Below are 26,631 nucleotides of genomic sequence, written 5' to 3' on the forward strand. Positions count from 1 at the left end.
AATTGAAAATCGATGGGTCCGGCCGCGTGCCGCGCGGCCGGGCGTCGCACCCACGGTGCGAATCAGGTCAACCCGTGCAGTGCCCGGCAGGAGATGGCCGATCGCGCGAACGGCAGCACCGAGCCTTCCTTGACGAAGCGGAAATCGACGCCGGGACGCATGCCGGCATGGGCGATGCCGCGGGCAATGATCAGAAAAAACAGCGCGAGGCTGAAGGTGCGCGTGCGGTGACCGACCGCACCGACCGTATCCGTTGCCGCGAGGTTCGGCATGAAGGGCTCCGGAGAGGTGATTCGGAGTGGGAGGCTATCGGGCGGTCGTGACGCAAATGTGACGTGTCACTTACAGGACATTGACAGGTCGTCCGGCGGGCGTCGCGCATCGCCCCGTCGGGCGCCAACACGAGGGTTCGATCTCGCAACGGCCGGGAATAAATCCGCCGCCTCGCCGGTATCGCATGCGAAAGCGCCGGCTTATTCCAGGACGATCCGGCCGTCCGGTTTCGTCACACGAATGCGAGGCTTACATGTCTTCATCGACCCCCACCCGCCCGTCGCGCCGCAAGGCCCTGCAGTGCATGGCCTTCGGTGGGCTCGGCACGTTGTTCACGCTGTCGGGCGGCATCCTCACCCCGTTCGACCTCGCGCTTGCGCAGACCGGCGACGCACGCCCGGCCGACGCGGGGCGGCCGCTGTTCGTGCAGATCAGCGATACGCACATCGGCTTCAACAAGGACGCGAATCCCGACGTGTCGGCCACGCTGAAACAGACGATCGACCTCGTCAACGGGATGCCCGCGCTGCCCGCGCTCACGATCCATACCGGCGACATCACGCACCTTTCGAAGCCGGAGGAATTCGACCACGCGTCGCAGTTGCTCTCCGCGCTGCGCGTGCCCGAACTGCATACGGTGCCCGGCGAACACGACGTCACCGACGGTTCGGGCGCCGAATATTTCGGCCGCTTCGGCAAGGCGTCGGACAATCGCGGCTATTACAGCTTCGACCACGCGGGCGTGCACTTCATCGGCCTCGTCAACGTGATGCATTTCAAGCCGAACGGGCTCGGCAGCTTCGGCGACGAGCAGCTTGCGTGGCTCGCGCAGGACCTGAAAGGCCGCTCGTCGAGCACGCCGATCGTCGTGTTCTCGCACATGCCGATGTGGACCATCTACGAACCGTGGGGCTGGGGCACCGGCGACGCACCGCAGACGATGGCGCTCCTGCGCCGCTTCGGCTCGGTCACCGTCCTGAACGGACACATCCACCAGATCGTGTCGAAGGTCGAGGGCAACGTGACGTTTCATACCGCCCGCTCGACCGCGTTCCCGCAGCCGACGGCCGGCAACGGCCCGGGCCCCGTCCCGCTCACGGTGCCGCACGACCGGCTGCCGTCGATGCTCGGCGTGACGACCGTCGAGTTCGCCTGCCATCCGGTCGCGTCGTCGCTGCGCGATGCGACGCTCGCGTGATCGATACAAGGAGACCGACATGATCCGCTTCAAGCCATCTCGAATCATCGCGGTGCTGATCCTGTGCGGCGCGGCCGCCGGCACGCCGCTCGCCGCATTCGCGCAGGGCCCCGACGGCCCGCTCGTGACGATCCGCAATTTCATGTTTTCGCCGATGTCGACCACGATCAAGGCCGGCACGACCATCACGTGGAAGAACCTCGACGCGGAGCCGCACACCGTCGTCAACGACGCGGGCATCTTTCATTCGAAGGCGCTCGACCAGGACGAGACGTACGCGTTCCGCTTCGACAAGCCGGGCGTCTACAAGGTGTTCTGCGGGATTCATCCGTACATGAAGGAGACGATCACCGTCGAATGATGCGGCCCGCCGCGACACGCGCGAGCGAACGACGGGCGGCAGCCGCCTGCGAAGGCCGTCGTCCCGTTCGCCCGCAAGATGGACGGAGCCGCCCACGATGCGTGCATTTTCCGGTCGATCGCTTTTCGTCACGGGCGAGCCTTGCACGCGGGCTCACTGCCCCGCTGCGCGCAGGTCCGGCGCGGTGCCGGCGACGACCGGACACGACTGCGGCAACGCCTGCCCGAACAACACGGCCAGCCCGCAAGCGGACGTGAACATGCCGAGGCCGTCATGCCCGACACCCGGCACTTCGACGACCTGCTGCGCGAGATCGTCCGGATGGCGCTTCTTCAGGTAATCGAAATAGGCGAGCCCGCGCGCCAGCCGGTACGGCCCCTGCGCCATCGCCGCGCACGAGCGGTCGATGAAATGCGTGTAGGGATTCGTGTCGGCCTGCCCGAGCAGGTACACGACATGACGCGCGACGTAGCGCGTTTCGAGGTCGCGCACGTCCTGCGACGCAACGTACGGCGGCGCCGACTTCAGCCCGTACTTCCATTCGGTCGCGCGCGGGCAGGCGCCGCCTGCAATGGCCTCGGCATTCGGCCGTTCGTCGTCGAAATACAGGTAACTCGACGGGTTCGCGACCACGTAGCGCACGGCAATGCCGGTGCGCGCGAGCGCGTCGCCTTCGCGCCCGGCCACCGCATAACGCTGCAGCAATTGTGCGCCGGCAGAGTGGCCGATCACGACGACCGTCGACAACGACGGATACAGGCCGCGGTCGGCGAAATGCGCGAGCAACGCGTCAAGCGCCGCGAACGAACTGATCGGGCCCGGCTCGCGCGCCGGTTCGCCGCCCTTCCATCCTTCCTCCGTCCACGCGAGCGTCGATACGCCCAACGAAAACGCCCGCGTATCGGCGCGTGTCAGGAACTGCGGCGCGACCACCATCGTGCCCGCGCCGGTTGCACCGGCCTTTTCGACGACCTTGCGCCCCGATGCGTAGTACGCGTCGGCGTTACGGAGCGTGCCGTGAATCACGATGAACACCCGCGTGACGTCGGGCGCGGCCTGGTCGAGCGGATGGTCGGCGTAGACGGGCAGCTCCGCACGGCCCTGCGGCGTGTCGACGGTCACGCGCTGGTCGGCGACGGCCTTGACCGGCGCTTCGAGACGTTCGCGCTGCGTGGGCGTGGCGGCTGCGGCATGCTGCGCGCCGCCCAGCATGCCGGCCACGGCGCAGGCTACCGCGAGTGGAACGGCGAATGACAGGGCGCGCGCATCGGGCAACGCACGCGAGCGTCGGATGCGGGCAAAGGCGACGGAAATGACGGAAATGACGGACATGGCGGCGACTCGGGTGGCGGATATGACTTGAACGGCGATGGTCGCAGAATCCGTCGCTCGGTGCCGCCCGTTGCGGAAAACGGGTCAGCCGGCCGGTTGCGCACCCGGTTCGGCGTCGGCGCACGCTTCGCCCGCTCGACGCTGCATCCGCTGCACGATGCCGGCCAGTTCGCCGATATGCGTCGGCACCGCCTGCTTGCCGGCGCGCGCCCACGCGTCGAACGACGTCATGCCGCTCACCGCGCCGACGAACGGCACGCCGGCACGCTCGGCCGCCTGCGCGTCCACCGCGTGGTCGCCGACGTAGATCGCCGCCGCAGCCGGCAAGCCCAGCCGCGCCAGTGCCTGCACGAGCCCTTCCGGGTCCGGCTTGTGGCGCTGCACGTCTTCCCCGCCGATCAGCACGTCGACCAACGATTGCAAGCCATTGCGTTCGAGAATCGCCTCGATCCGGTAGCGAAACTTGGACGACACGATCGCGACGGCGAGCCCTTGCTCGCGTAACGCCGCAAGCAATGGCGGCACTTCGGGATAAATACGGGTGCCGGGCACCATGATCTCGTCGGCGCGCGCCACGAAATGCCGCGCGAACGCATCGGCCCGCGCCGCACCGGTGTCTCCCGTCAACGAACGGAACATGTCCGGCAGCGGCAGCCCGATCACGGCGCCGATCTGCGCGGGTGTCGGGCCGGCGGCGCCGAGCTGATGCAGCGCATATTCGGTGCACGCGATGATCGCGGCGGACGAATCCGCCAGCGTCAGGTCGAAATCGAATATGACGGCCCGAACAGGCATGAACGACTCCGTAAGCAAAGCGCGATGGCACGTATGTTACGCGGGTGGCGATAGGGAATCGTCGACGAGATGGCCTGAAACCGGCGGCCATGTGGAACGCGCTTCGCCCGCCGTTGATCCGCCCCCGCGATCGCCGCACGCTATCAACCCCATTGTCGACAGTGCTTTCAAGAATATCGTCGAAATACGATATAAGATTCGCCCATCGACGATACCCGTTTGCCTGATCGAAACACCCACCCTTTCCATGCCGACCGAACTCGACATCGACGCGATCCTGAAAGCGCTCTCGAACCCCGTGCGCCGGGAGATCCTCGTCTGGCTGAAAACGCCCGGCGAACATTTTCCGCAGCAGACGCTGCCGTACGAACACGGTGTCTGCGCGGGCCAGATCGACGCGCGCTGCGGGCTGTCGCAGTCGACCGTCTCCGCGCACCTCGCCACGCTGCAGCGCGCGGGGCTCGTGACGTCGACGCGGATCGGCCAATGGGCGTTCTTCCGGCGCAACGAGGCCGTCATCGACGCATTTCTCGACGCCCTGCGCCGCGAACTCTAGCCAACGGCCGAACCGGCCATGCGGGGCGCCATCGCACATGACGCGATGGCTTCCCCGCCTTTCGTGAAGAGGTTATTTGCCATGCCCACACTGTTCGATCCCGTTACCCTCGGCGACCTGACCCTGCCGAACCGCATCGTGATGGCGCCGCTCACCCGCTCCCGTGCGGGCGCGGCGCGCGTGCCGAACGCGCTGATGGCGCGCTACTACGCCGAGCGCGCATCGGCCGGCCTGATCATTACCGAAGCGACGTCGGTCACGCCGCAAGGCGTCGGCTATGCCGACACGCCCGGCATCTGGTCCGACGAGCAAGTCGAAGGCTGGAAGCAGATCACGCAGGCCGTGCACGCGGCCGGCGGGCGCATCGTGCTGCAACTCTGGCACGTCGGCCGGATCTCCGATCCGATGTTCCTGAACGGCGACCTGCCGGTCGCGCCGAGCGCGATCGCCGCGGGCGGTCACGTGAGCCTCGTGCGTCCGCAGCGTCCGTACGTGACGCCGCGCGCGCTCGAACTCGACGAAATTCCGGGCATCGTCGCCGCGTACCGCAAGGGCGCCGAGAACGCGAAGGCAGCGGGCTTCGACGGCGTGGAGATTCACGGCGCGAACGGCTACCTGCTCGACCAGTTCCTGCAGGACAGCACCAATCACCGCACCGATGCGTACGGCGGCCCGATCGAGAATCGCGCCCGCCTGATGCTCGAAGTGGTCGACGCGGCGATCGACGTGTGGGGCGCCGGCCGGGTCGGCGTGCACCTCGCACCGCGCGGCGACGCGCATACGATGGGCGACTCCGATCCGGCGGCAACGTTCGGTTATGTCGCGCGCGAACTCGGCCGCCGCAAGATCGCGTTCATCTTCACGCGCGAATCGTATTCGGGCGACCACTTGAGCCCGCGCCTGAAGGAAGCGTTCGGCGGCCCGCTGATCGCGAACGAGCAGTTCACGCTCGATACCGCGCAGGCCGCGCTCGCGAACGGCAGCGCCGACGCGATCGCCTGGGGCAAGCTGTTCATCGCGAACCCGGACCTGCCGCGCCGCCTCGAAATCGGTGCGCCGCTCAACAAGCCGGTGCCGGAGACGTTCTACGCGGAAGGCGAAACGGGCTACACCGACTACCCGGCGCTGAGCGACGCGGCCTGACGGCACGACGGCGCGTGCTCAGGCGTGCACGTCCGCACGCATGAACACGCGCCGCGTTTCGTCGAGACCGAGCGCGACGTGGTGCGCGCGGATCGCGCGCAGCGCGTCGTCGAGCGCCGCATCGTCGACGATCCGGAAACCGAGGCGTGCGTAGTAAGGCGCGTTCCACGGCGCGTCGCGGAACGTCGACAGCACCACCTGCTCGACGTGCTCCCGCGCCGCGCACACCATCACCTGTTCGATGAGACGTGCGCCGATCCGCTGTCCGGCATGCGACGGCGCGACGTCCAGTTCCTCCAGATACAACCGCTGCACATCGAGCAGCCGGTAAAACGCGAATCCGACGCACGTGCCGTGCGGATCGACCGCGACATACGCGCGACCGTCGTCGATCCGCACGAGCACGGCGGCCGCATCGGTGGGCTCGCCGTCGGCGATATCGGCCATGCCAATTGCGCGAAACCGCTGCGCGGCGGCGACTTCCACGGCGGCCATCGCGGCCGCGTCTTCCCGCGTGGCGGGGCGAATCAGGATCGATGCAGGCATGACGGCAATTCGGGCAGGCACTCTGGAACGGCCGTCACTATAATCGAAACTTCATACGTATCGTTTCGAACGTTTCGAACGCCCGATCCACGAGGTCCGTCATGACGTTGTCCGCACTCGCCGTCTTCGCCTTCGCACTGCTCGTCACGGCCGGCACGCCCGGCCCGAGCGTCGCCGCGCTCGTCGCGCGCGTGCTGACGAACGGCGTGCGCGACGTGCTGCCGTTCCTCGCCGCCATGTGGCTCGGCGAAGCGCTGTGGCTCACGCTCGCGGTCGCGGGGCTGTCCGCGTTCGTGCGCACGTTCGCAACGGGCCTGATCGTGCTCAAGCTGCTCGGCGTCGCATACCTGCTGTTCCTCGCGTGGAAGATGTGGAGCGCGCCGACCGATACGGGTGGGGACGACCTGCCGCGCGGCCAGTCGCCGTGGCGCATGTTCGTCGCGGGCATGCTGGTCACGCTCGGCAACCCGAAAATCATGCTGTTCTATCTCGCGCTGCTGCCGACGATCGTCGATCTGACGCATGTCGGCATCGTCGCGTGGGCCGAACTCGTCGGCACGATGTTGGCCATCCTGATTCTCGCCGACTGCTTCTGGTCGCTGCTCGCTTCGCGTGCGCGTGCGTTGCTCACCTCGGCATGCGCGAAGCGGATCGCGAACCGCACGAGCGCGACCGCGATGGCCGGTGCGGCGGTGGCGATCGCGACGCGGTAAGCGGCGCCTTCGCGCGGCGCATCTTTTCTGCAAGCGCGATACATCGCGCATCACGCTCGAAGCGACCAAGTCACCCTCAAATGCTTCAGGTTGCCCCGATCAGCACATCGGCCGGAATATGCAGGCCCTCGTGCAACCTACGGATCATCGCCAAGCTCAACTCGCGCCGACCATTCAGCACTTCGTACACACGGTTGCTGTTCCCGATGTACGGTCGCATGTCCGGCACCGACAGGCCAGCCTGCTCCATTCGGAAGCGAATCGCCTCGACCGGCGTCGGAGCCCGCAGCGGGAAATGCTCACTCTCATACTTCTCGACGAGGATCGCGAGAATCTCGAGCTGGTCGCCCTCGGGCGTGCCCGGCGCCGGATCGGCGTCGACGAGTCTGGACACCACCTTCAGGGCGGCGTCGTAATCGGCCTCGGTTCGAATCGGTTGAATGTCCATATCGTTACTCCATTTCCACGGTCACCGCGTCCACCTTGTCGTATTCCGCGTGCGTTCCCACAAACTTCACGTACACGACGCCGACCTGGTACGCGACCGCAACAATCAGTCGGAAGTCGTTTCCTTTGATATTGAACACCACCCGATTCCGACCGATGAAGCTGGCACTCGCGTACTGATCCTTGATGTCCTGCGGGGTCTTCCAGTTCGCCTTCGATGCTTCCGCGTACCATGCGAGCAGTTGCTGCTCGGACTGCGCATGCCGCTCGATGAAGGTCAGGAGGGTTCTCTTGGCAACGATTCGCATGCGATGCATTATAGTCCCATATTGGGACTATCACAAGCGACCGTGTGGCTGGCTAATTCAGGTGCTCTACCAATATGTATTTACAGGCACGCTCGGCAACCCGAAGATCATGGCGTTCTATCTCGCGCTGCTGCCGACGATCGTCGATCTGACGCATGTCGGCATCGTCGCGTGGGCCGAACTCGTCGGCACGATGTTGGCGATCCTGATTCTCGCCGACTGCTTCTGGTCGTTGCTCGCGTCGCGCGCCCGCGCATTCCTGACGTCGGCCCGCGCGAAGCGGATCGCGAACCGCACGAGCGCGACCGCGATGGCCGGTGCGGCGGTGGCGATCGCGACGCGGTAAGCCGCCGGCCGGCGCGCATCGCGCCTCCCTTTGTCCGTCGCCTCGGGAATCGACATGAAAACCTGGCTATCGACTGTCCTGCTCTGCCTGTCCGCCACGGTCGCGCACGCGGCCGGTGTCAAGTTCGTCCGGATCCCCGCCGATGCATCCGGCCCCGAGTTGCGTGCGATCGTGTGGACGCCGTGCGCGGAGGCGATGCAAACGCTCACGGTCGGCCCTTACACACTGAAAGGACGTCGCGACTGCCCGACCGCCGGCGACAAGCTTCCGCTCGTCGTGATCTCGCACGGTCATGGCGGCACATTCCTCGGCCACCACGATCTGGCCGAAACACTCGCCAATGCGGGCTTCGTCATCGCGGCGATCAACCATCCGGGCGACACGTTCTCCGACATGAGCCGCGCGACCGACCTGCAGGACTTCGTCGAGCGGCCGGCCGATATCAAGCGCCTGGTGGACTACATGCTCGATCACGCGCCGGATGCCGCGCACATCGACCGGGCGCGCGTCGGTTTCTTCGGCTTTTCGCGCGGCGGGTATACGGGCCTCGTACTCGCCGGCGGCAATCCGGATTTCGCACACGCGCCGGTCGCCTGCCCTGACCCGACCTGGCCGATCTGCAAGCAGATCTGGGCCGGCGACCTGCCGAAGGCGCCGCTGATGCACGACCCGCGCATCAAGGCCTACGTGCTCGCCGATCCGCTCGACGAATTCCCGACGGCCGATACGCTAAAGGACGTGCATGCACCGATCCAGCTCTGGGCGTCCGAGGCAGGCGGCGACGGCGTGGAGCCGGACACGGCCCCCGCGCTGGCCGCGCTGCTGCCGCAACGGCCTGACTTCCACGTCGTGCCGAATTCCGCGCATTTCGCGTTTCTCGCGCCGTGCCCCGAACAACTGGCCCACGACGCGCCCGACATCTGCACGGACGCAAAGGGATTCGATCGCACCGCGTTCCACGCCTCGTTCGACGCGAAGGCACTCGCATTCTTCAACGCGAATCTTCGCTAACTAACAGCGAAACGCCTTGCGCCACGTGCCCGGCGCCGGCACATGATCGTTGCATTCGATCAGCGCACGCACCAGCGCCCAGTCGTCGCCGTCGCAGAAATCGAGCAGCACCGCGCCGTACGGGCCGCGCTGCTCGCGCAAGCGCTCGGCCAGTCGCGCATGAATGCCCTGCACGCGGCCATCGCCGAATGCGACCACCGACGGATTCGCCCCCATCCCCGTTCCGCTGCAGAAACTGAGCGCCCAGCGGCCGCTGTCCGGCAACGGCAGATGCGTCAGCAACGCGTCGATCGCGCGCCACTTCCACGCGATCGACGCGGCCACCGGCACGCGATATTCGTCCTGGATCACGAATGCACCGTCCGGATGGTCGATCGTAAACGTCGCGTTGTCGGGCCACGCGGTGAGGTCGATGCCGAGCGGCCGGCCGCTGCGAAAGCGCCGCAACAGCACGATCGCGCCGCGCACGTCGCCGAGCGTCGGCAGCGCGCCGCCGGCATGCCAGCGCAGCCGCGGATGCCGCGCGCGATGCGCGTCGAACGTCGCATCGAAACCGCGCGTGCACGCCTGCGCCGGCCACTCGTCCTTCACCGACATCACGATGCATTCGCGCGGATGCGTATCGAGAAAGCGCGTACAGGTTGCCAGCACGTCGTCGAACGTCATGCCGAGCGCGATGCCGCCATGATGGATGTCGAATGCATCGCGCGCGTGCCGGCAGCGGATGTCGAATGCATCGCGCGCGTGCCGGCAGCGGATGTCGAGCAGCCGCACGCCATGTGCGAGTTGCGCATCGAGCGGCGCACGCTGCGTGCGCACCAGCCGATCGTCGACCGTATACGCACAGGTGTCATGGCTGCCCGGTAGGGTCAGCGTATGCAGCGGCCGCGCGTCGTCGAGCGCCGACATCCAGTCGGCAGGCGGCATGCACGTATCGTGGCTCGAAGGGATCATGAATCGATGAATGACAAGGAAAGAAAACCGTGGGTCACCGCGGCGGATGTCGCGGCGCGGGCCGGCGTCTCGCGTTCAGCAGTGTCGCGCGCGTTCTCGCCGACGGCAAGCATCGCACCGCAAACACGTGAGCGCGTGATGGTCGCCGCGCGTGCGCTGGGCTACCAGGTCAACCTGATCGCGCGCGACATGATCACGCAGCGCAGCAGCATGATCGGCGTCGTGACGGCCGGGTTCGAGAACCCGTTCCGCGCGCGGCTGCTGTCGGACCTGATGGCCGCGCTCGGGCAGCGCGCGTTCACGCCGCTCGTGACCAATGCGGAAGATCCGCGCCAGGTCCGGCAATCGCTCGAACAACTGCTGAGCTATCGGATCGCGGGCCTCGTGATGACGTCCGCATCGCCGCCGCTGTCGGTCGCGCAGCAGTATCTCGAGCACCGGATTCCGGTCGTGATGATCAACCGCGAAGCGAACCTGCCGGGCGCGGATGTGGTCGTCAGCGACAACGCGGCGGGCGCCGCCCATGCCGCGCAGCGGCTCGTGCGGGCCGGCGCGCGCCGGCTCGCGTTCGTCGGGCCGCGCGGCGCGAGCTACAGCGCGCGGTCGCGCGCCGTGGCGTTCGAGCAGGCGATCGGGCAACGCGACGCGTTCGACGCGACGCTCGTACGCATGTTCGACACGCCGTCCGACACCCATGCCAGCGGGATCGACGCCGCGCGGCAACTGTTCGCGAGCGGCGAGCGGCCCGACGGCGTGTTCTGCTCGTCCGACCTGCTCGCGCTCGGCGTGATCGACGTCGCGCGCGGCGAATTCGGCTTGCGCGTGCCGGAGGATCTGCGCGTGATCGGCTTCGACGACATCCCCGCCGCCGAATACGATGCGTATCGGCTGACGACGCTGCGGCAGGACACGCGCGGCCTCGCGCACGCGGCGATCGACCTGCTCGCCGACCGGATGCAGACGTTCGACGGCCCGTCGCGCACGTGCGTCGTACCGGTCACGCAGGTGGTGCGGGACAGTTGCGCGTAACGACGCCAGACCGGGCGCGGCCGCGCCGCGCGTCACTTCAACCCGCCCGCGAACCCGCGCAACAGGTAGCGCTGCACATAGCCGGCCACGGCGAGCGTGGGCAGCGACGCCATCAGCCCCGCGCTCATCAGGTCGCCCCAGTCGATGCCGTTCTCCGTCACGTAGCCGGCAATCGCGAGCGGCAGCGTGAAGCGGCTCGGCGTCGACACGAACAGCAATGCGATCAGGAATTCGTTCCAGGCCGCGATGAACACGAAGATCGCGGTCGCGATCAGCCCGGGCGCGCACAGCGGCAGCACGATCTGCACGAGCCGCCGCGCGAGCCCCGCGCCATCGATGCACGCCGCTTCCTCGTATTCGATCGGTACGTCGCGCACGAACGCGAGCAGCATCCAGATCGCCATCGGCAGCGCGTAGATTTGATACGCGAGCATCAGGCCGAGCGTCGAATCGAGCAGGTGCAGCCGCTTCGCGAGCGCGAACAGCGGCACCGCGATCGTGATCGGCGGCATCAGTTTCAACGCCAGCACGAGCACCAGGAACAGCAGGTCGAGCCGCGCCGGAAACCGCAGCCGCACGAGTGCGTACGCTGCCGGAAACGCGAGCGCCAGCGCGAGCAGCGTCGTGCCGAAGCCGACCAGCAGCGAATTGGCGAGCGGCGCGCCGATGCCGTTGGACCACACCGACACAAAATGCTCGACGGTCGGTGCGGCCGGCCAGATCCGCAACGGATGATCGAGGCGTTCGAGTGTCGGCATGAAGGCCGCGCCGGCCATCCACAGGCACGGGAGCAGCAACAGCGCGAGCGCGACGACGCGCAGCGCCCACGGCGCCGCGTGACCGAATGCGGCGCCCATTCGTGCGCGCGAGATGCCCGCCGATTGCGTCGTCATGCGCGCCGCTTGCGAACCGTCTGCCATACGTACCCCGAGACCAGCAGCGCGGACGCCGCGAGCATCAGCACCGACGCGGCACTCGCCGGCCCGACGTTGAAGAAGCGGAAGCCCGTGTCGTAAATGTAGGTCGACAGCGTCTGCGTCGCATTGCCGGGGCCGCCGCCCGTCAGCGCATAGACCTTGTCGAACAGCTTGAACGTGTCGATCGAGCGCAGCAGCAGCGCGAGGCCGATCTGCGGCGCCGCGAGCGGCAGCGTGATGTCGCGCAGGCACTGCCATTCGCTCGCGCCGTCGGTGCGTGCGGCTTCGTACAGTTCCTGCGGGATCGACTGCAGCCCGGCCAGCACGATCAGGAACGCCATCGGCGTCCACTGCCACACGTCGACGAGCGCGAGCGACCACAGCGCGAGGTGCGGATCGGACAGCCAGCGCACGCCGTCGACGCCGAACGCCGCGAGCAGCGCGTTCAGGAACCCGTCGAAGTTCAGCCAGTTGCGCCAGATCGCCGAGCACACGAGCGTGGACAGCATCATCGGCAGGATCGCGAGCGGCAGCGCGATACGCCGCCCCGGAAACGCACGCACGAACAGCAGCGCGAGGCCGAAACCGAGCGCGACTTCGGCGAGCGACGCGACGATCGTGAAGCGCAGCGTGTTGCCGAAGCCGGCCGTGAACGCATCGTCGCCGAGCACCGCGCGATAGTTCGCCAGCCCCACGAACGCGCGGCGGCCGGCCGAGTAATCGACCCGGCAGAACGAGTCGATCAGCACCTGCGCGACCGGATACAGCGCAAGCGCGGCGAACACCAGCAGCGCCGGCCCGAGCAGCGCGACGAACGGCAGGCCGCGGCCGAACGCTTTCATGCGGCCTCCCCGGCCGACGGATTGACGTTCGCGGTCACTTGCCGGCCGCGGCCGTCGCCTGCGCGATCTTCTGCTGCGCCTGGCGCAGCGCGGCATCGGGCGCGGCCTGCCCCGTCAATGCGAGCTGCAACTGATCGCCGAGAATGCTCTCGACCTGCTGCCAGTCCTTCACGCGCGGCCGCGCGCGGCCGGCCTCGAGCGCCTTCAGTTGATCGGGATACCAGCGATACTGGCGCACCAGCGCCGGATCGTTGAAGACGCTGCGGCGCGTCGGCGGAATGCCGATGCCGGCGAGGCGCGTCTGCGTATCGCGCGCGCTCAGGTAAGCGAGGAAATCCTGCGCGAGCTTCGCGTGCGGCGCGTCCTTCGGAATGCCCATCTGCCAGATGCCGAGCATCGGCGCCGGCCCTGCGGTCTGCCCCGGCGGCGGCTGCAGCGCGATCTGCCCGACCACGCGCGACTGCTTCGGATCGTCGAGCGCCGGCACCCACGCAGGCCACACTTCTATCGACTGCGCGGCCGTGCCGCGCTGCAATGCGTCGCGCACTTCGGCCGCGCCGTACACGTCGACGTCCTTCGGCGCGAACGCCTTCAGCGCGAGGAACGTCTTCAGGGCGGCCTGCGCTTCGCGCGAATCGATCGTCACGTTGCCGGCATGGTCGAACACGTCGCCGCCGTACGCCCACAGGATCGGCAGGAAGCCCGTGACGACCGGGTTGCCTTTCGTGCCGCGGAACACGACGCCCGACACGCTCTTGTCCGCACCGCCGACGGTCTGCGCGATCTTCAGCACGTCGTCCCAGTTGCGCGGCGGTTGCAGCTTGTACTTCGCGAGCAGATCCTTGCGGTACGCGAACATCTCGACGTTGCCGACGATCGGCAGCGCGTACAGCGCACCGGACGCATTGCGGCCGAGCGCGACGGCGGACGGCACGAGATCGGCGTCCGCGAGCGATGCGGGCAGCGGCTTCAGCCAGCCGTTGCCGATAAATTCGGGCGCCCACGTGTCGTCCATCATCACGAGGTCGTAGGCGCCGGTGCCTTCGCGCATCGACAGCTTGAGCTTCTGGTACAGGTTCGCGTTCGGCAGCTTGAGCAGTTCGATCTCGGTGCCCGGGTGCAGCTTGTTGAAGCCGGCGACGGCGTCTGCCAGCCCCTTGCCGTAGATGTCGTCGCGGCCCGCGATGACGAGATCGGCGGCCACGGCGTGCATGGCGGCGAAGGACAGCGCAAGGGCGGCGGACAGCGCGCGCAGGCGGCTCAGCAAGGTCATGGGTCTCTCTCGATCGGCGTATGGAGCGGAACGGTCATGCGTTGCACACGTGTGCAACGCCGGCGACAGGCCAGGTCGCCTGAAGCGTCGCCATTGTTCACGCAGACCGTGAAGGTATTGTGGCAAGCCGCAAGCCGGGCAACCTGACGCGCGCATTCCGTCAATCCGGGTCCATTCAGTCAAGCATACGGACGGTTTTTTTCAAGCAAGGCTTTCCATCAATCGCCCGATGCCGCCCACGCGCATGAAGACCGCACGACGGCACGCGACCGGAGTGCCCCCGTCCGCCGTTCAAGGTCAAAAGTTCACACGAATCCCGGCCATCACCGCCAGTTGGCGGCTCGAATTGCTGTTCGCGAGCACCGGAATCTGCGCATAGTTCGCCGCGTTGCCGTCCGCATCGGTGCCAAGCCCCGTGCCGCTCGCGATCTGGCCGATCGCGACCGCATACAGCGCCGTGCGCTTCGACAGGCTGTAGTTCGTGCCGACGTTCAGCTGGTGGAACCGCGTCGTGCCGCGCCCGTCCGTATGCGCGGCGTTGAAGATGTACGCGACGCCGCCTTGCAGCGCGGGCGTGAACATGTACGTGACGTTCAGCTCGCCGATGTCGAACGTGAACGCCTGCGTGCGAGGCTGCGCGGCGGTCGAGAAATAACGACTGTCGCCCAGACGCGTATGCGTGTAGGTCAGCGCGAGCGTCGCCGCGCCGAACGTGACCGACCCGCCCGCGCCGAACGCGCGCATCGAGCCGGCATCCTGCAGCAGGCAATACATCGCGCCGGGGTTGCTGCACGCGAAATCGCCGATATAGCCGCTCGCGCCGCCGAGCGCCGCGTCGAGCGGCTGATGCAGGTCGAGGTAGCCGACCGAGAACGCCACCGGCGCACGCGTGTACGTCGCGGCCACCGCATAGCCGCGTTTCGCGGAAAAATCGCCGGCCTGCCCGCCGAAGCTGAACGTGCCGCCGAACGTGAGCCCGTTGAAATCGGCGCTGGTGAATTTCACCGCGTTGTTGAAGTTGAATGCGGCATTCAGGTTGTCGACGTCGCCGAGATGCGAGCCGTACGGCGTCGCCCAGTTGTTGCTCGACACGTACGCACCGAGCATGTCGGTGTACGAGTCGTATTGCCGGCCGAGGCCGAGCGTGCCGACCCCGTCCTGACGCAGCCCGACCCATGCCTGCCGGCTGAATGCGGTGCCGCCCTGCAGCGCCTGCCCGCTCGCCGACAGGAACTGCTGTTCGAGCGTGAATACCGCATTCAGGCCGCCGCCGAGCGGCTCGGCGCCCTGGAAGCCGAAGCGCGACGGCACGAGATTGCCGCCGCCCATCTGCCACGCATGGCCGCCGCCCGTGCTGCCGTCGGTGCGCGTGAACTGCTGGTTGGTCGAGTAGATAATGCCGGTGTCCACGGTGCCGTACAGCGTCACGCTCCCCGAAGTCTGCGCGTGCGCATGCAGGCAACCCAGCATAGCCGCTGCCGCGGTCAGTCGTCGTCCGTTCTTCATGTCCCGCCCCTCAATGTTCATCGGTTCGCAGTGCAAATCGATGGTGTTGTCGATATGGGTGGCAGGACTTTATCCAGCGAAAATTCCGGACCTCTATCCCAAATCAGCAAACGGTGAGGAGGACGGGCGATACACGGCAGCGCCGTCGCGGCGCGAGCAGGTCATTCGGGACGCAGGGTTTGCGACGGCAGCTCGCCGAACAGGTCGCGATACTCGCGCGCGAAATAACCGAGGTGCGTGAAGCCCCAACTCGCGGCGGCTTCGCCGACGCCGAGCTGCTGCACCGGCGTCGTGCGCAGCAGGCGACGCACCGCGTTCAGCCGGATCGTGCGCAGATAGCCGACCGGCGTGACGTCGGCCACGCGTTGAAAGCTCGTTTGCAGCGTGCGGCGGCTGCAGCGCAGCGCGCGGCACAGTTCGAGCACGGTGACGGGTTCCTCGGGGCGCTCGCGCAGATGCTTCTCGCAGCGGCTCACGATATCGCTGTAGGTGGCGTGCGTGATGTCGCGGCGCTCGACGCCGATGCCTTGTTCGAGCGCATCGAGGAACATGCCGAGCATCGCATCGCGAAACATCCTGCGGGTGGCCGCATATTCGAGGCAGCCCGGGTTGCGCTGGGCGTCGTCGATCAGCGCCGACAGCCGCACGCCGAGCGCGACGCCCTGCGCATCGGACAGCCGCGTCACGTGCCGCAGCCTGCGCGCGGCGGCCGCGCCGAATTCGGCTTCGCACAGCTCGTCGACCATGTCGGACGCCGCGCTGATCCCGACGAGCCCCATCCCTTCCGGCGTGTGGAATTCGAAATCCTCGCCGGCGCGCAGCGCGAGCAGCGCATAGCCGTCGACCGGCTGCCCCTGGAACGTACCCGCGAGCGGTACGGACAGCGGCACCGCGAGCGACGTGCGCCCGAGCGGCGCGAGCCCGGTTTGCGCGACGCGCCGGTTGGTCGTCTCGCGGAAGAAGTGGAAATCGTCGTACAGCACCTGCGTGACGGTGCCCTTGAAGCGGCCGGGGGTCATCTGACGGTAGACCTGATGCCAGCCCGCGATCGCGAGCCCGTGATCGTGCACGTCTTCGTGTGAGCGTGACTGGAACAGCATCGGCGTCTCCGGTAAAACCCTTGGGTACTGGATGCGGCCACCGGGTTCGCACGGCGCGCATCGCCATAGCTTACCCTCGCAAAATCCTGCGTAGTGCGGTTTCGAATGCAAGACAGGCCGCCGACAGCGCGGCGGCCTGCTCGTCGATCAGCCTGACATAGCGGCGAAACGACGGCATCCGGTTCACGACCTCGCTACCGCCGAACGGCACGATCGCGAGCGTCCAGCGGCCGTCGCGCGCGTCGATCGCGCAGTCGGTCAGGTGCAGCGGCCGCAGCGCGTCGACGAGCGCCGGCTCGGCGACCAGCGCTGCCAGCGTGTCGGTGAAGAGAGGGTCGCATCCGGGCACCGGTACCGCATCGATGCCGGTGCGACGCAGCCAGCCGGTCTGTCGCACGCGCGCGCTGCCCCGCGCGGCCGGGCCGTCGGCGGCCGCCGTCACCTTCACGCTGACCGTATGCATCAGGAACTGGCGCTCGACGAGCTCGTCGAGGCTCACGCGCACGCCGTTCGACAGCCGCGCCGTGACGCCACCGACGCCGACGCCGCCGACACCGCCGGCATCGCGCACGGCCCGCAGATCGGCGAGCACGCGCGCGGCGATCGCGCCGGGACGGTGACCGGGCGGCGGCGCATCGGGCGCCGCGCGCCACCGGGCGAGTACGGCCTTCACGACGCGACGTGCTCGTTGCGCAGCACGTCCTCGACCGGCACCGGCTTGAACGGATGCCGGCGCTGCACGACGAGCGTCCAGAACAGCGCATACAGCGCGGTGAGCCCGAGCATCGCGCCGAACGGCACGTAGATGTCGCGCGGGTTCATGCCGGGCGGCGTGATGTACCAGATCGCGAGCACGATGCCGACGCTCGACACGATCTGCGGCAGCGGGAACCACGGCGAACGATACGGGCGCGGCAGGTCCGGGCGGCGGATACGCAGCATCACGACCGACGCGGTGACGAGCAGGTACGCGGTACCCCACGCGCAGGTCGCGGCGAGCACGAGATGCAGGATGCTGTCGAGATTGCCGTTGATCAGCCACGCATGGAAGATCGGCACGATCGCCGACGCGACGATGCCGACCACCGGCGTCTTGAAACGCGGATGCAGGTACGCGAAGCAGCGCGGCAGCGCGCCGTCGATCGCCATCCCGTACAGGATGCGCGGCAGCCCGGCCATCAGCGTGTTGATCGTCGCGGCGCCCGCGCACAGGAACGCGATGCCGAACCACACGCGGCCGAATGGCCCGAGCACCTGCAGCGCGAACGCGGGAATCGCGCCGGGCGTGTCGAGCAGGTGCGTGAGGCCGTCGGCGCTCACCGGCACGTTCGCGACCTGGCGGCGGATCGCCGCGCCGTACAGGAACATGCAGATCGCGACGCCGACGAGGCCGATCGACATCGCGCGCGGGATCGTGCGGCCCGGCGCCTTCATTTCCGGCGCGAGCGGCGTGACGAACTCGCAGCCGACGAACATGAACATCGCCATCCCGACCAGCGACAGCACGGCCGGGATCGACGTGCCGACTTCCGAGCCGCCGAACCAGCCGTCGAGATGCACGGCCGGCGCGGCCGCGAGCCCGAGGATCCCGAAGATCATCAGCGACAGCCACATGCCGGCCGTCAGCACGATCTCGAGCTTGCTGAACACCTTGATGCCGACGATGTTGGTGATCGCGAACGTGACCACGAGGCCGACGCCGACGAGCCACGAACTGTTGTGCTTCTCGAACGCGGCGTTCAGCGATTCGAAGTTCACGAGCGCCATGATGCCGCTCAGGATCGTCTCCGCCGTGCCGGCGAACACGTGCACGAGGAAATACGCGGAAATCGTGCCGGTGATCGCCCAGAAGCGGCCGAGCCCGCACGACAGGTAATCGTAAACCGAGCCGGCCGTCGGCAGCATCGCGGCGGCTTCGGAAAACGTGGTCGCCTGCGCCTGCATCATCACGAACGCGATGATCATCGCGACCGCGAACGCCCAGCCGCCCATCCCGAAGCCCGACGTCGCGGTGAGGATCACCGGGCTCGCCATGATGAGGCCGACGGCGCTCGCCAGCGCGGTCGGAAAACCGACGGCGCCCGCCTTCAATGCGGCGCCGCCGCCCGCTTCAGCCGGCGAGCCGGCGGACGTATCGCCCGCGGCGCCGGTCATTCCGGACCATCCCGACATCGTTGTCTCCTTCGTTGATTGGCCTGAACCGGCGCTTCGTCAGCGGCCGGGGCCAGATGCTTCGCGGTCGGCCCCGGGCGGTGCGTCAGCACTGCGAGACCCGGGCCCCCTGTCGATCACACCGTGATCCGATGTCGAAAAAATACGCAGGCAAAATAATCCAGTCATAGCGCAAATCGGCAAACCCGCGATGGCGTTTACCCGCCGCCGCGGGTTTGCCGTCGAGCGGTCACGCCGTCATGCGAACGGTACTGCCTCGAAGCCGGCCGCGAGCGCATCGACGATCCGGTCGAGCTGTTCGCGCTGGATCACGAGCGGCGGCGACAGGATGATCTTCGTGCCGACCGGACGCACCAGCACGCCGTTCTCGCGCGCGACTTCCGCGACCGCGTTCGCATAGCCCGACAGCGGATCGATCGGCTCGCGGGTGTCCTTGTTCGCGACGAGATCGAGCGCGAGCATCAGCCCCTTGCCGCGCACCTCGCCGACCGCCGCGAAGCGTTCCGCGAACGGCTGCAGCGCCTCGAGCAGATACGCGCCCTGCTTCGCCGCATTCGCCGGCAGGTCTTCCTTCACGACGATGTCGAGGCTCGCGATCGCGGCCGCGCATGCAACCGGGTGGCCGGCGTACGTGTAGCCGTGCATGATCGCGCCGCCGAAATCGGCATTCGCGGCGAACGCGTCCTCGATCCGCGCGTTCACGACCGTCGCGCCGAGCGGCACGTAGCCCGACGAAATCCCCTTCGCGAGACACATGATGTCCGGGCGCACGCCCCAGCCGCGGCTGCCGAACAGGCTGCCGCTGCGGCCGAAGCCCGTCACGACCTCGTCGGCGATCAGCAGCACGCCGTATCGGTCGCACACCTCGCGCACGAGCGGCCAGTAGTTGGCCGGCGGCACGATCACGCCGCCCGCGCCCTGGATCGGCTCCGCGATGAACGCAGCGACCGTGTCGGGGCTCTGGAACTGGATCTCGCGCTCCAGCATCTCCGCGCAGATCCGGCCGAGTTCCTCCGGATCCCGCGTGAACGGGTTGCGGTACAGCCACGGCGTCTCGACGTGGAAGCAGCCGGGCAGGTTCGGCTCGTAGTTGCGGCGGAACACCGTGTTGCCGTTCACCGACGCGCCGCCGAAATGCGTGCCGTGATAACCCTGCTTCAGCGAGATGAATTTCGTGCGATCGGCCTGGCCGCGCACCTTCCAGTACTGGCGCGCGATCTTCAGCGCGGTCTCGATCGAATCGGAGCCGCCCGAGCTGTACAGCACGCGGCGCATCCCTTCCGGTTCGAGCATGTCGATCAGCTTCTTCGACAGCTCCTCGGCCCGCGGATGCGAAATGCCGTCGAACAGCTGGAAGTATTCGAGCTCGTCGAGCTGACGCACGATCGCCTCCTTCACTTCCTGGCGGTTGTGGCCGACGTTCACGTTCCACAGGCCCGCGACGCCGTCGACGAGCTTGCGCCCCTCCTCGTCGAATACGTAGCAGCCGTCGCCGCGCACGATGCGGATCGGCTTGCGCTGCTTCATTTCGTTCGGGTGCAGCATCGGGTGCCAGAACTTTGCTTCGTTGTAGCTCATTGCAATCTCCACTGTCGGATCGGTTGAATCGGGTTCGTTCGGGTTCGAGCGTCGCGCGTCAGTGCGCGATGCAGACGGATTTGGTTTCGGTGAAGCCTTCGATCGCGTACTGGCCGAATTCGCGGCCGATGCCCGATTGCTTGTAGCCGCCGAACGGCATCGACGGATCGAGCGGGATATGGCAGTTCACCCACACGGTGCCGGCCTCGATCCGCGGCACGAGGTTCATCACGCGTTTCAGGTCGTTGCTCCAGATGCTCGCGGCGAGACCGTACGGCGACGCATTCGCATGGCGCACCGCGTCGGCCGCGTCGTCGAACGGCACGACGACGATCACCGGGCCGAACACCTCGTCGCGCACGATCGCGCTGTCCGGGTGCGGATCGGCGATCACGGCCGGCTTCACGTAATAGCCGGGCAGATCGTCGGCCGGCGTGCCGCCCGCGAGGAACGTGAGGCCCGCGCGGCGCGCGCCTTCGATGTGCTCGACGACCTTGTCGCGATGGTGCGCGGAGACCAGCGGATTGATCTGCGCGGTGGTGTCGAGGCCCGCGCCGAGCTTCATCGACCGCGCGACGCCCGCGAGACCGTCGGCGAGTTGCGCGAACTTGCTGCGATGCACGTAGATGCGCGACGCGGCCGCGCATACCTGCCCCTGGTTGAAGAACGCGCCAGCCGCCACCCCGTCGAGCGCCTGCGCGACGTCGACGTCGTCGAGCATCACGATCGGATTCTTGCCGCCGAGTTCGAGCGAGAAGCGCGTCATGTTCTGCACGGCCGCCGCGCCGACCAGCTTGCCGGTCGCGGTCGACCCCGTGAACGAGATCTTCGAGATCGACGCATGGCTCGCGAGCGCCGCGCCGCAGACGCGCCCGCCCGTGACGACGTTGAACACACCGGGCGGCACGCCGGCTTCGCGCGCGAGCTCGGCCAGGCGCAACGCGGTGAGCGGCGTTTCGGGCGACGGCTTCAGCACGATCGTGCAGCCAGCCGCCAGCGCGGGAATCAGCTTCCACACCGCGATCATCAGCGGGAAATTCCACGGCACGATCGCGGCGACCACGCCGACGGGCTCCTTGCGCGTATAGGCCGTATAGCGCGTGCCGGGAGGGAACGGGATCGACACGTCGAGCGTCTGGCCGGTGATCTTGGTCGCCCAGCCGGCCATGTAGCGCACGTATTCGACGCTCGCGCCGACTTCGATCGCGCGCGACACGTGAATCGACTTGCCCTGGTTCAGCGTTTCGAGTTGCGCGAGCGTTTCGGCGTCGGCTTCGATCAGGTCCGCGAGTTTCAGCAGGATGCGTTCGCGGTCGGCCGGCCGCAACCCGCTCCAGACGTGCGTGTCGAACGCGTGTTTCGCGCTGGCGACCGCGCGGTCGACGTCGTGTGCGTCCGCATCGGCGACGGTCGCGAGCCGCTCGCCCGTGGCGGGGTCGTACACGTCGAGCCGCGCGGCCGCGTGCGCGGGCTGCATGGCACCGTCGATGAAGAGGCCGAAATCGCGCGCAACGAAGGTGCGCACGGTGTCGCTGACGGCGACGAAGTTCGTGTTGCTCATGGGCGTCTCGTTGATTGTCGTGGCTGGACCGCGTGCCGGGGAGGCACGGGGGCGTCGGACCACTTTATCGACGGGGAATCACGCCCGGTGAGCGCAAATTGGCAGCGCGTGGCGCTGAGAGGGCCGGGGTTCGAACCCCGCCCGGTGACGCACGGCGGATCGAGGCCGGCAACCGGCTCGATATCGCCGCGGGCAGGTCGGATATCTTGCGAAACGATTACAGAAACAATGCCCCGACCAGCTCCGTGCGATTCGACACGCCGAGCTTGCGGTACATGCGCATCAGGTGAGTCTTGATGGTTGGCTGGCCAAGGGCGAGATCGCGTGCGATCTCCTTGTTCGAGCAGCCGTCTCGCACGAGGCGCGCAATCTGCTCCTCGCGGTAGGTCAGCCGCTCTTCGCAGCCGATCCGGTGAATTCCACGCCGCGCCCGCAGCAGCAGGGTCAGCGCGGCTTCGGCGACCGGCTGCAGCCGCGCGAGCGCGTCGATCTCGCCGGGTGCGAACCGGCCTGCCGTGCCATTCCCGGCCACGCCGCCGCCCGCCGCGCCGCTCCCGAAGCGCAGCAACGAGAACGCGCCGACCGTCCGGCCCGCGTCGCGCAGCCAGATCTCGACGACGTCCGCCACATCGTGCCGCCGCAGGAAACGGGTCCAGTACGCGGACGCTTCACGCCTTTCGTCAGGCAATTGCGATGCGAGCGTAACGACCGCCCCGACGCCCGCGGCGCAGCGCGACGGATGCAGCGGATCGAGCATCCGGTAGCGGGCAACATAGGTGCGATGCATCGATTCCGGCATCCCGAACAGCTCGAAATCGGCCGGTTCACCGCTCGCGTCGAGCCGGTAGAACACGATCGCGGACGGGCTCGCGAACGCGTCGAACGCGTCCACGCATGCGCGCAGCGCGCGCCGCCAGTCGGCGGCGTCCGAATCGGCAGGGATGGGGAGGCTCGGCATGAACGGTATCGGCGGACGGGCAAATGCGACGAAAACCGGGCCAGCCTACGCGCGGCGGCCACGCGTCCGTGAGCCCGAATCGGCAAATCGCCGCGCCGATCGCCCGAAGTGACTGCCTCCGCTCAGGACAGCCGCCCGGGCAACAGCGGCGAGCGGCCCGGTCGCTGCCGGTATCCGACCGGCGGAAAATGATCGGCGAGCAGACAAAAACAAGACAGGACACCCGACCAAGCATGTGATAATGCGCTCGCTCGCGGCGAACTCCTCCTTGTCGCTTCGAGGCATCCACCTTCATCTCACCAGCCATCGCGTCGACCAGGACGGGAAATTCCGTCCAGAGGCGATTTTCTATCCTGCGGCGCTCCGCCGCGACCTGGCGCGCCAAAGCGACGACGCTGCTTCCGTCATTCCCCACAATGGACGTTCGTCGTTAGCGAACGGCAACATTCCCGCATGGTGCTCAGGAAAAATTCTTGAAACAACTCGGTCACGCCCTCGTCGTCACGCTGCTGCGCGCTTTCTCGGTCCTGCCGTACCCATTGGTCGCCAGGCTTGGCAGTGTCCTCGGGGCAGCCTTATATGCGCTTCCGAGTCGCCGCAAACATATCGTATTCGTCAACCTGCGCCTTTGCTTTCCGGAAAAGACCGAACGTGAGTACAACGATCTTGCGAAGAATCATTTTCGGCAGGTTGTCCGCAGCTATCTCGAACGCGGCATTCAGTGGTTCGGCAGTGCGCAGGCAATAAGGAATATCGTCCAGATCGACAGCAGGATCGATCTCGAAGACAAGGATGCGCCACCGACCATCTTCATGGGGTTCCACTTCGTGGGCATCGAGGTCGGATGCATGCTGTACTCGATGCAGTTTCCTGTCGCGGCGCTGTACACACGCATGTCGAACGCGCGTCTCTGCGATCTCGCAAAGCGACAACGCGGCAGGTTCGGCGCGGAGATGGTCGAACGTTCCACGAGCGCCAGAAAGATCCTGGGAATACTTCGCGCCGGCAAACCGGTCATGCTCGCGGCGGACATGGATCACGGCATCGACAACTCCGTGTTCGTCCCGTTCTTCGGCGTTCCCGCCTGCACGCTGACCTCCGTCTCGCGGCTTGCAACCCTGGGCCATGCGCGGGTAGTACCGTTCGTGACGGAGGTGCTGCCGAATTTCAAGGGATACAAGCTGACCATCTTCGAGCCGCTCAGCGATTTCCCGTCCGAAAGCGACACGACCGATGCACGGAGAATGAACGCGTTTCTCGAGGCGCAGATCTTGCGATTTCCGGAACAGTATTACTGGGTGCATCGACGCTTCAAGCACCGCCCGCCCGGCGTTCCGGCGGTCTACTGACGGTGCCGGTTTGCCCGGGGTGTCTTTTGTTATCCGGGCACGGCCGTGATCTGCCGGGATCACCCGGACAGGTTGCCTGAAGCGGATCAGGCGAAGGTCTGGTGCAAGTGGCGCCCGACGCGTGACCGGGCCACCGCAACGGAGGCTCAAGCACGACCGCGTCCGGCGTGCGTGAACACCCCAGGTACGTCTACGTCAGCGTGCGTTCGCGGCGAACGTGTCGCAGGCGCTCACCTCGCCCGACTCCATCCCGCGCCGCAGCCAGTACACGCGCTGCTCGCTGGTGCCGTGCGTGAAGCTTTCGGGCACGACGTAGCCCTGCCCTTGCTGCTGCAGCCGGTCGTCGCCGATCGCCGCGGCGGCCTTCAGCCCCTGCTCGAAATCGCCCGGTTCCATCAGCCGCTGGTTCGCGCGCTGCGCGTTGTTCGCCCACACGCCGGCAAAGCAGTCGGCCTGCAACTCCATCCGCACCGACAGCGCATTCGCGCGCGCCTGGCTCGAGCGCCGGCGCGCGGCGTCGACCTTGTCGGCAATGCCGAGCAGGTTCTGCACGTGATGGCCGACTTCGTGCGCGATCACGTAGGCCTGCGCGAAATCGCCGCCCGCGCCGAAACGCTTGCGCAGCTCGTCGTAGAAGCCGAGATCGATATACACGTTGCGGTCGCCCGGGCAGTAGAACGGCCCCATCGCGGTCTGGCCGGTGCCGCACGCGGTCGGCGTCGAGTTCGTGAACATCACGAGCTTCGGCGGTTCGTACTGCGCGTGCAGCTGCGTGTTGAACACGCCCGTCCACGTGCGTTCGATATTGCCGAGCACCTTGCGCGTGAACACCGCACCGGGATCGTTCGCCGCTGCACCCTGGCGCTGGGTCGGCGCGGGCTGCGCCTGCTGCTGGCGGCCCTGCAGCGCCGACGCGCCTTCGAGCACGACGCGCGGGTCGATCCCGAAGAAATACGATGCGGCCAGCGCGACCACGATCGTACCGATGCCGATCGTCGCGCGCCCGCCGCCGAACCCGCCGGCGCCCCGTCGATCCTCGACGTTGGCGCTTTCTCTTTCGTCGTCCAGCCTCATTGCCGGCCCCTCCCTGTTCTTTTGTCGATGGTCCGGCCGCGCCAGCGCGCAACCGGGCGATATGCCGTGGCGACACGAGCCGTCGGCAGACGCGATACCGGTGTATCGGACGCCCGCTCGCGCCGATCCCGCCTGCCGCCCCATTCGTACGACGGAATCGGCCGGCCGACGCGCCGCGCGCCGCTGCGCGCGCACGCCCGCGCTATTTTGCAGGGCTTTCGCGGCTTATCGCAAAAATGTGGAGGATAGAGCGATTCGGCGGCGCACATCGTCAGCCTTTGCAAAATGAGCAATGGCCGCCGCGCCCGGCCGTCCGGACGACCCGCGTTCATCCTTTCGGCGGATACCGGTGCACGCCCGCGCCGCATAAAGTGGCCGGAACGCCCCCTTTTCCGGAGAACGACATGACGCACCCGCCACCTCGCACGATCGCAATCACCGGCGCAGGCACCGGCATCGGCGCCGCGTGCGCGCGCCGCTTCGCCCGTCGCGGCGACCGCGTCGTGCTGATCGGGCGCCGCCCGGCACCGCTCGACGCGCTGGCTGCCGAAACCGGCGGCCTCGCGCTCGCGGGCGACGCCGCCGGCACGGCCGACTGGGCCGGCTTCCTGCCTCGCATCGCCGAACGCTTCGGCCGCGTCGATGCGCTCGTCGCATGCGCGGGCGGTCACGGCATCGGCCGCGCGAACGAAACCGACGACGCGCAATGGCGCGACGCGATGCACGCGAACCTCGACACCGCATTCGTCAGCGCGCGCGCGTGCCTGCCCGACCTGATCGCGCAGCGCGGCAATATCGTGCTGGTCGCGTCGATCGCCGCGCTCGCGGCCGGCCCCGGCGTATGCGGCTACACGGTCGGCAAGCACGCGCTGCTCGGGCTTGCGCGATCGCTCGCACGCGACTACGGCCCGCACGGCGTGCGGGCGAACGCCGTCTGTCCCGGCTGGGTCCGCACGCCGATGGCCGATGCGGAAATGGAACCGCTGATGGCCGCGCACGGCGATTCGCTCGACGAGGCGTACGCCCGCGTCAGCGCCGACGTGCCGCTGCGGCGCGCGGCCGATCCCGACGAGATCGCGGCCGTCTGCGCATTCCTCGCGTCGCCGGACGCATCGTTCGTGACCGGCGCGACGCTCGTCGCGGACGGCGGCGCGACGGTCGTCGACGTGCCGACGGTCGCGTTCGACCGGCTTTGACGCCGCCGGAAGGCGTCGCGCGTGCCGGCCCGCTCCCGAATCCATTAACATCGTCCCGATCCGCCGCCTGGCGCGGCACCGCCTCACCGTTCG

At 67.6% G+C, this 26,631-nt stretch carries 27 protein-coding genes and 1 pseudogene; 10 read left to right on the plus strand and 18 right to left on the minus strand.

Annotated elements, in window-relative coordinates; genetic code table 11:
* Positions 1 to 62 precede the first annotated feature (62 nt).
* On the minus strand, positions 63 to 272 hold the full coding sequence (locus CFB46_RS28180) for a phosphate transporter (protein ID WP_089502016.1): 210 nt from the start codon (positions 270 to 272) through the stop codon (positions 63 to 65).
* Between the two features lie 254 nt (positions 273 to 526).
* Here CFB46_RS28180 and CFB46_RS28185 point away from each other — a divergent pair, with 254 nt between their 5' ends.
* Positions 527 to 1,471: a metallophosphoesterase family protein gene (locus CFB46_RS28185; protein WP_089502017.1), complete on the plus strand. Its 945-nt coding sequence runs from the start codon at positions 527 to 529 to the stop codon at positions 1,469 to 1,471.
* 19 nt (positions 1,472 to 1,490) lie between these two features.
* The gene (locus tag CFB46_RS28190) at positions 1,491 to 1,832 is read left to right on the plus strand and encodes a cupredoxin domain-containing protein (RefSeq protein ID WP_089502018.1); all 342 of its coding nucleotides are present in this window, start codon (positions 1,491 to 1,493) and stop codon (positions 1,830 to 1,832) included.
* A gap of 153 nt (positions 1,833 to 1,985) precedes the next feature.
* Here CFB46_RS28190 and CFB46_RS28195 read toward each other — a convergent pair whose 3' ends face one another.
* Positions 1,986 to 3,155: an alpha/beta fold hydrolase gene (locus tag CFB46_RS28195; protein ID WP_089502394.1), complete on the minus strand. Its 1,170-nt coding sequence runs from the start codon at positions 3,153 to 3,155 to the stop codon at positions 1,986 to 1,988.
* Between the two features lie 93 nt (positions 3,156 to 3,248).
* The gene (locus CFB46_RS28200; RefSeq protein ID WP_089502019.1) at positions 3,249 to 3,959 is read right to left on the minus strand and encodes an HAD family hydrolase; all 711 of its coding nucleotides are present in this window, start codon (positions 3,957 to 3,959) and stop codon (positions 3,249 to 3,251) included.
* Positions 3,960 to 4,206: 247 nt separating this feature from the next.
* On the opposite strand from CFB46_RS28200, the gene CFB46_RS28205 reads away from it, so the two are divergent.
* Together CFB46_RS28205 and CFB46_RS28210 are read left to right on the plus strand one after the other, a co-directional pair.
* On the plus strand, positions 4,207 to 4,515 hold the full coding sequence (locus CFB46_RS28205; protein ID WP_027781035.1) for an ArsR/SmtB family transcription factor: 309 nt from the start codon (positions 4,207 to 4,209) through the stop codon (positions 4,513 to 4,515).
* An 81-nt stretch (positions 4,516 to 4,596) separates the two neighbouring features.
* On the plus strand, positions 4,597 to 5,658 hold the full coding sequence (locus CFB46_RS28210; RefSeq protein ID WP_089502020.1) for an alkene reductase: 1,062 nt from the start codon (positions 4,597 to 4,599) through the stop codon (positions 5,656 to 5,658).
* Between the two features lie 18 nt (positions 5,659 to 5,676).
* On the opposite strand, the gene CFB46_RS28215 is transcribed toward CFB46_RS28210, so the two are convergent.
* Complete coding sequence (locus CFB46_RS28215; protein WP_089502021.1) at positions 5,677 to 6,204, minus strand: GNAT family N-acetyltransferase; 528 nt, start codon at positions 6,202 to 6,204, stop codon at positions 5,677 to 5,679.
* A 101-nt stretch (positions 6,205 to 6,305) separates the two neighbouring features.
* On the opposite strand from CFB46_RS28215, the gene CFB46_RS28220 reads away from it, so the two are divergent.
* A complete protein-coding gene (locus CFB46_RS28220) occupies positions 6,306 to 6,917 on the plus strand; it encodes a LysE family translocator (protein WP_089502022.1) in 612 nt (203 codons plus the stop codon).
* Between the two features lie 85 nt (positions 6,918 to 7,002).
* Here CFB46_RS28220 and CFB46_RS28225 read toward each other — a convergent pair whose 3' ends face one another.
* The gene (locus tag CFB46_RS28225; RefSeq protein ID WP_089502023.1) at positions 7,003 to 7,365 is read right to left on the minus strand and encodes a helix-turn-helix domain-containing protein; all 363 of its coding nucleotides are present in this window, start codon (positions 7,363 to 7,365) and stop codon (positions 7,003 to 7,005) included.
* A 4-nt stretch (positions 7,366 to 7,369) separates the two neighbouring features.
* Complete coding sequence (locus CFB46_RS28230) at positions 7,370 to 7,672, minus strand: type II toxin-antitoxin system HigB family toxin (protein ID WP_089502024.1); 303 nt, start codon at positions 7,670 to 7,672, stop codon at positions 7,370 to 7,372.
* 88 nt (positions 7,673 to 7,760) lie between these two features.
* Between CFB46_RS28230 and CFB46_RS28235 the strand changes: the two are divergent.
* Positions 7,761 to 8,018 (plus strand): annotated as a pseudogene (locus CFB46_RS28235) (LysE family transporter); the annotation flags it as partial.
* 54 nt (positions 8,019 to 8,072) lie between these two features.
* The gene (locus tag CFB46_RS28240) at positions 8,073 to 9,029 is read left to right on the plus strand and encodes an alpha/beta hydrolase family protein (protein WP_089502025.1); all 957 of its coding nucleotides are present in this window, start codon (positions 8,073 to 8,075) and stop codon (positions 9,027 to 9,029) included.
* Here the strand turns inward: CFB46_RS28240 and CFB46_RS28245 are convergent, their stop codons facing one another.
* Positions 9,030 to 9,983, minus strand: a complete 954-nt coding sequence (locus CFB46_RS28245; RefSeq protein WP_152777975.1) for a phosphatidylinositol-specific phospholipase C — start codon at positions 9,981 to 9,983, stop codon at positions 9,030 to 9,032.
* A 6-nt stretch (positions 9,984 to 9,989) separates the two neighbouring features.
* Between CFB46_RS28245 and CFB46_RS28250 the strand changes: the two genes are divergently transcribed.
* Positions 9,990 to 11,012: a LacI family DNA-binding transcriptional regulator gene (locus tag CFB46_RS28250; RefSeq protein ID WP_089502027.1), complete on the plus strand. Its 1,023-nt coding sequence runs from the start codon at positions 9,990 to 9,992 to the stop codon at positions 11,010 to 11,012.
* 32 nt (positions 11,013 to 11,044) lie between these two features.
* Here CFB46_RS28250 and CFB46_RS28255 read toward each other — a convergent pair whose 3' ends face one another.
* The 10 genes from CFB46_RS28255 to CFB46_RS28300 all read right to left on the minus strand — a co-directional run bounded on the left by CFB46_RS28255 (position 11,045) and on the right by CFB46_RS28300 (position 22,919).
* Positions 11,045 to 11,905 carry a carbohydrate ABC transporter permease gene (locus CFB46_RS28255; protein WP_089502028.1) on the minus strand — a complete coding sequence of 287 codons (861 nt, stop codon included), beginning with the start codon at positions 11,903 to 11,905 and terminating at the stop codon, positions 11,045 to 11,047.
* Positions 11,902 to 12,771 (minus strand): carbohydrate ABC transporter permease, encoded by an 870-nt coding sequence (locus tag CFB46_RS28260; RefSeq protein ID WP_089502029.1) that lies wholly within the window; start codon positions 12,769 to 12,771, stop codon positions 11,902 to 11,904. Before CFB46_RS28260 ends, CFB46_RS28255 begins: the two co-directional genes overlap by 4 nt.
* 34 nt (positions 12,772 to 12,805) lie before the next feature.
* Positions 12,806 to 14,044: an ABC transporter substrate-binding protein gene (locus CFB46_RS28265; RefSeq protein WP_089502030.1), complete on the minus strand. Its 1,239-nt coding sequence runs from the start codon at positions 14,042 to 14,044 to the stop codon at positions 12,806 to 12,808.
* 297 nt (positions 14,045 to 14,341) lie between these two features.
* The gene (locus CFB46_RS28270) at positions 14,342 to 15,550 is read right to left on the minus strand and encodes a porin (protein ID WP_089502031.1); all 1,209 of its coding nucleotides are present in this window, start codon (positions 15,548 to 15,550) and stop codon (positions 14,342 to 14,344) included.
* A gap of 161 nt (positions 15,551 to 15,711) precedes the next feature.
* Positions 15,712 to 16,650, minus strand: coding sequence for a helix-turn-helix domain-containing protein (locus CFB46_RS28275; RefSeq protein WP_089502032.1), 939 nt, complete (start codon positions 16,648 to 16,650; stop codon positions 15,712 to 15,714).
* Positions 16,651 to 16,720: 70 nt separating this feature from the next.
* Positions 16,721 to 17,323: a DUF3156 family protein gene (locus tag CFB46_RS28280; protein ID WP_089502033.1), complete on the minus strand. Its 603-nt coding sequence runs from the start codon at positions 17,321 to 17,323 to the stop codon at positions 16,721 to 16,723.
* Positions 17,320 to 18,822: an APC family permease gene (locus tag CFB46_RS28285; RefSeq protein WP_089502034.1), complete on the minus strand. Its 1,503-nt coding sequence runs from the start codon at positions 18,820 to 18,822 to the stop codon at positions 17,320 to 17,322. The genes CFB46_RS28280 and CFB46_RS28285 overlap by 4 nt, the downstream gene beginning before the upstream one ends.
* 237 nt (positions 18,823 to 19,059) lie before the next feature.
* Complete coding sequence (locus tag CFB46_RS28290; protein ID WP_089502035.1) at positions 19,060 to 20,400, minus strand: aspartate aminotransferase family protein; 1,341 nt, start codon at positions 20,398 to 20,400, stop codon at positions 19,060 to 19,062.
* A gap of 58 nt (positions 20,401 to 20,458) precedes the next feature.
* Positions 20,459 to 21,961, minus strand: coding sequence for an aldehyde dehydrogenase family protein (locus CFB46_RS28295; RefSeq protein ID WP_089502036.1), 1,503 nt, complete (start codon positions 21,959 to 21,961; stop codon positions 20,459 to 20,461).
* Positions 21,962 to 22,178: 217 nt separating this feature from the next.
* The gene (locus tag CFB46_RS28300) at positions 22,179 to 22,919 is read right to left on the minus strand and encodes a helix-turn-helix transcriptional regulator (RefSeq protein ID WP_089502037.1); all 741 of its coding nucleotides are present in this window, start codon (positions 22,917 to 22,919) and stop codon (positions 22,179 to 22,181) included.
* Between the two features lie 473 nt (positions 22,920 to 23,392).
* Here CFB46_RS28300 and CFB46_RS28305 point away from each other — a divergent pair, with 473 nt between their 5' ends.
* Positions 23,393 to 24,268, plus strand: a complete 876-nt coding sequence (locus CFB46_RS28305; protein WP_089502038.1) for a lipid A biosynthesis lauroyl acyltransferase — start codon at positions 23,393 to 23,395, stop codon at positions 24,266 to 24,268.
* Positions 24,269 to 24,463: 195 nt separating this feature from the next.
* Here the strand turns inward: CFB46_RS28305 and ypfJ are convergent, their stop codons facing one another.
* Positions 24,464 to 25,342, minus strand: a complete 879-nt coding sequence (ypfJ, locus tag CFB46_RS28310) for a KPN_02809 family neutral zinc metallopeptidase (RefSeq protein ID WP_089502039.1) — start codon at positions 25,340 to 25,342, stop codon at positions 24,464 to 24,466.
* 404 nt (positions 25,343 to 25,746) lie between these two features.
* Here ypfJ and CFB46_RS28315 point away from each other — a divergent pair, with 404 nt between their 5' ends.
* On the plus strand, positions 25,747 to 26,538 hold the full coding sequence (locus CFB46_RS28315; RefSeq protein ID WP_089502040.1) for an SDR family NAD(P)-dependent oxidoreductase: 792 nt from the start codon (positions 25,747 to 25,749) through the stop codon (positions 26,536 to 26,538).
* Positions 26,539 to 26,631: the final 93 nt, after the last annotated feature.

The sequence above is a fragment of the Burkholderia sp. HI2761 genome (assembly GCF_002223355.1).
Taxonomy (GTDB): Bacteria; Pseudomonadota; Gammaproteobacteria; order Burkholderiales; family Burkholderiaceae; genus Burkholderia.

Bases quoted from the DNA above. Each gene is read 5' to 3' on its own strand.
- CFB46_RS28180 (WP_089502016.1), bottom strand. From the start codon at position 272: ATGCCGAACCTCGCGGCAACGGATACGGTCGGTGCGGTCGGTCACCGC.
- CFB46_RS28185 (WP_089502017.1), top strand. From the start codon at position 527: ATGTCTTCATCGACCCCCACCCGCCCGTCGCGCCGCAAGGCCCTGCAG.
- CFB46_RS28190 (WP_089502018.1), top strand. From the start codon at position 1,491: ATGATCCGCTTCAAGCCATCTCGAATCATCGCGGTGCTGATCCTGTGC.
- CFB46_RS28200 (WP_089502019.1), bottom strand. From the start codon at position 3,959: ATGCCTGTTCGGGCCGTCATATTCGATTTCGACCTGACGCTGGCGGAT.
- CFB46_RS28205 (WP_027781035.1), top strand. From the start codon at position 4,207: ATGCCGACCGAACTCGACATCGACGCGATCCTGAAAGCGCTCTCGAAC.
- CFB46_RS28210 (WP_089502020.1), top strand. From the start codon at position 4,597: ATGCCCACACTGTTCGATCCCGTTACCCTCGGCGACCTGACCCTGCCG.
- CFB46_RS28215 (WP_089502021.1), bottom strand. From the start codon at position 6,204: ATGCCTGCATCGATCCTGATTCGCCCCGCCACGCGGGAAGACGCGGCC.
- CFB46_RS28220 (WP_089502022.1), top strand. From the start codon at position 6,306: ATGACGTTGTCCGCACTCGCCGTCTTCGCCTTCGCACTGCTCGTCACG.
- CFB46_RS28225 (WP_089502023.1), bottom strand. From the start codon at position 7,365: ATGGACATTCAACCGATTCGAACCGAGGCCGATTACGACGCCGCCCTG.
- CFB46_RS28230 (WP_089502024.1), bottom strand. From the start codon at position 7,672: ATGCGAATCGTTGCCAAGAGAACCCTCCTGACCTTCATCGAGCGGCAT.
- CFB46_RS28240 (WP_089502025.1), top strand. From the start codon at position 8,073: ATGAAAACCTGGCTATCGACTGTCCTGCTCTGCCTGTCCGCCACGGTC.
- CFB46_RS28245 (WP_152777975.1), bottom strand. From the start codon at position 9,983: ATGATCCCTTCGAGCCACGATACGTGCATGCCGCCTGCCGACTGGATG.
- CFB46_RS28250 (WP_089502027.1), top strand. From the start codon at position 9,990: ATGAATGACAAGGAAAGAAAACCGTGGGTCACCGCGGCGGATGTCGCG.
- CFB46_RS28255 (WP_089502028.1), bottom strand. From the start codon at position 11,905: ATGACGACGCAATCGGCGGGCATCTCGCGCGCACGAATGGGCGCCGCA.
- CFB46_RS28260 (WP_089502029.1), bottom strand. From the start codon at position 12,771: ATGAAAGCGTTCGGCCGCGGCCTGCCGTTCGTCGCGCTGCTCGGGCCG.
- CFB46_RS28265 (WP_089502030.1), bottom strand. From the start codon at position 14,044: ATGACCTTGCTGAGCCGCCTGCGCGCGCTGTCCGCCGCCCTTGCGCTG.
- CFB46_RS28270 (WP_089502031.1), bottom strand. From the start codon at position 15,550: ATGAAGAACGGACGACGACTGACCGCGGCAGCGGCTATGCTGGGTTGC.
- CFB46_RS28275 (WP_089502032.1), bottom strand. From the start codon at position 16,650: ATGCTGTTCCAGTCACGCTCACACGAAGACGTGCACGATCACGGGCTC.
- CFB46_RS28285 (WP_089502034.1), bottom strand. From the start codon at position 18,822: ATGTCGGGATGGTCCGGAATGACCGGCGCCGCGGGCGATACGTCCGCC.
- CFB46_RS28290 (WP_089502035.1), bottom strand. From the start codon at position 20,400: ATGAGCTACAACGAAGCAAAGTTCTGGCACCCGATGCTGCACCCGAAC.
- CFB46_RS28295 (WP_089502036.1), bottom strand. From the start codon at position 21,961: ATGAGCAACACGAACTTCGTCGCCGTCAGCGACACCGTGCGCACCTTC.
- CFB46_RS28300 (WP_089502037.1), bottom strand. From the start codon at position 22,919: ATGCCGAGCCTCCCCATCCCTGCCGATTCGGACGCCGCCGACTGGCGG.
- ypfJ (WP_089502039.1), bottom strand. From the start codon at position 25,342: ATGAGGCTGGACGACGAAAGAGAAAGCGCCAACGTCGAGGATCGACGG.
- CFB46_RS28315 (WP_089502040.1), top strand. From the start codon at position 25,747: ATGACGCACCCGCCACCTCGCACGATCGCAATCACCGGCGCAGGCACC.